Origin of the sequence: Desulfitobacterium sp. PCE1 (assembly GCF_000384015.1) — a bacterium.
Lineage (GTDB): Bacteria > Bacillota > Desulfitobacteriia > Desulfitobacteriales > Desulfitobacteriaceae > Desulfitobacterium > Desulfitobacterium dehalogenans.
In genome coordinates, this window is record NZ_KB913023.1 from 210,099 (window position 1) to 211,717 (window position 1,619).

The window sequence follows — 1,619 nt, forward strand, 5'->3', positions numbered from 1 at the left end:
CATGGAAGCAATGAAGTGAAACGATTCAAAGTTGGAGAAGTCTTAAGAGACTTCTGAAAGCCGAAGAGGCAAAACGGAGCAATCCGTAAAGTATGAGAAATGAAGCTGTTGAAGTTAAAAGCTAACTTGTTGTTTAGTTTTGAGGGACCAGCAATGGAAACTCAATATTTTTTTGACCAAAAATAAGGAAGCTCATTGAGCAATCTTTTGAATTGGCAAAAATTACAGATTGAAAGTAAAGCTGAAAAATGCTAAACTAACAATCCGCTGAGAAATCAGCCCATGTTCTTTGAAAACTGCACAGAGAAGAAAAAAACTGTAATTAGGATAACATCTAAAACCTAGAAGTGGCGGCAAAAAACGTTTGGTCAAGCTACTAAGGGCGTACGGTGGATGCCTAGGCGCTAAGAGTCGAAGAAGGACGCGGCGAGCGGCGAAACGCCACGGGGAGCAGTAAGCATGCCTTGATCCGTGGATATCCGAATGGGGCAACCCATCCAGAGTCATATCTGGATATCTGTAACTGAATCCATAGGTTGCAGAAGACAACCCGGGGAACTGAAACATCTAAGTACCCGGAGGAAGAGAAAGAATAATCGATTCCCTGAGTAGCGGCGAGCGAAACGGGAACAGCCCAAACCAATCCCTTCGGGGGTTGGGGTTGTAGGACCCTCTATTAAGTCTGTATCTCTAGTTGAAGAGGTCTGGAAAGGCCGAGCAAAGAAGGTAACACTCCTGTAGGCGAAAGAGAGAAAGACTGTGAGGGTATCCTGAGTACCGCGGGACACGTGAAACCCCGTGGGAAGCTGGGAGGACCACCTCCCAAGGCTAAATACTCCTTAGCGACCGATAGCGAACCAGTACCGTGAGGGAAAGGTGAAAAGCACCCCGGGAGGGGAGTGAAAGAGAACCTGAAACCGTACGCTTACAAGCAGTCAAAGCACCATAAAGGTGTGATGGCGTGCCTTTTGTAGAATGAACCGGCGAGTTACGGTATGTAGCGAGGTTAAGACGAGAAGTCGGAGCCGAAGCGAAAGCGAGTCTGAAGAGGGCGATGAGTTACATGCTGTAGACCCGAAACCGTGTGATCTACCCATGGACAGGGTGAAGGTGGGGTAAAACCCACTGGAGGCCCGAACTCACTGTCGTTGAAAAGACAGGGGATGAGCTGTGGGTAGGGGAGAAATTCCAATCGAACACGGAGATAGCTGGTTCTCCCCGAAATAGCTTTAGGGCTAGCCTCAATTAATGATTCTTGGCGGTAAAGCACTGAATAGGCTAGGGGCCTTACCGGGTTACCGAACCTTATCAAACTCAGAATGCCAAGAATTTAGATTGGGAGTCAGACTGTGGGGGATAAGCTTCATAGTCAAAAGGGAAACAGCCCAGACCATCAGCTAAGGTCCCCAAGTATACGCTAAGTGGAAAAGGATGTGGAATTGCATAGACAACCAGGATGTTGGCTCAGAAGCAGCCACCATTTAAAGAGTGCGTAATAGCTCACTGGTCGAGTGGTTCTGCGCCGAAAATGTAACGGGGCTCAAGCGTATCACCGAAGCTATGGCTTGGAACGGAATTATTAAGTCTTTAGATAAGGAGCACTCAAAGAGAGTTGCATG

General features: G+C 47.6%; 1 other annotated feature (only partly in view).

The annotated features are described in order from the left end of the window. Window positions 1–380 precede the first annotated feature (380 nt). Window positions 381–1,619 (forward strand) — a sequence feature (mutual gap in cmsearch alignment for this rRNA model is longer than 100) (it continues 216 nt past the right edge of the window).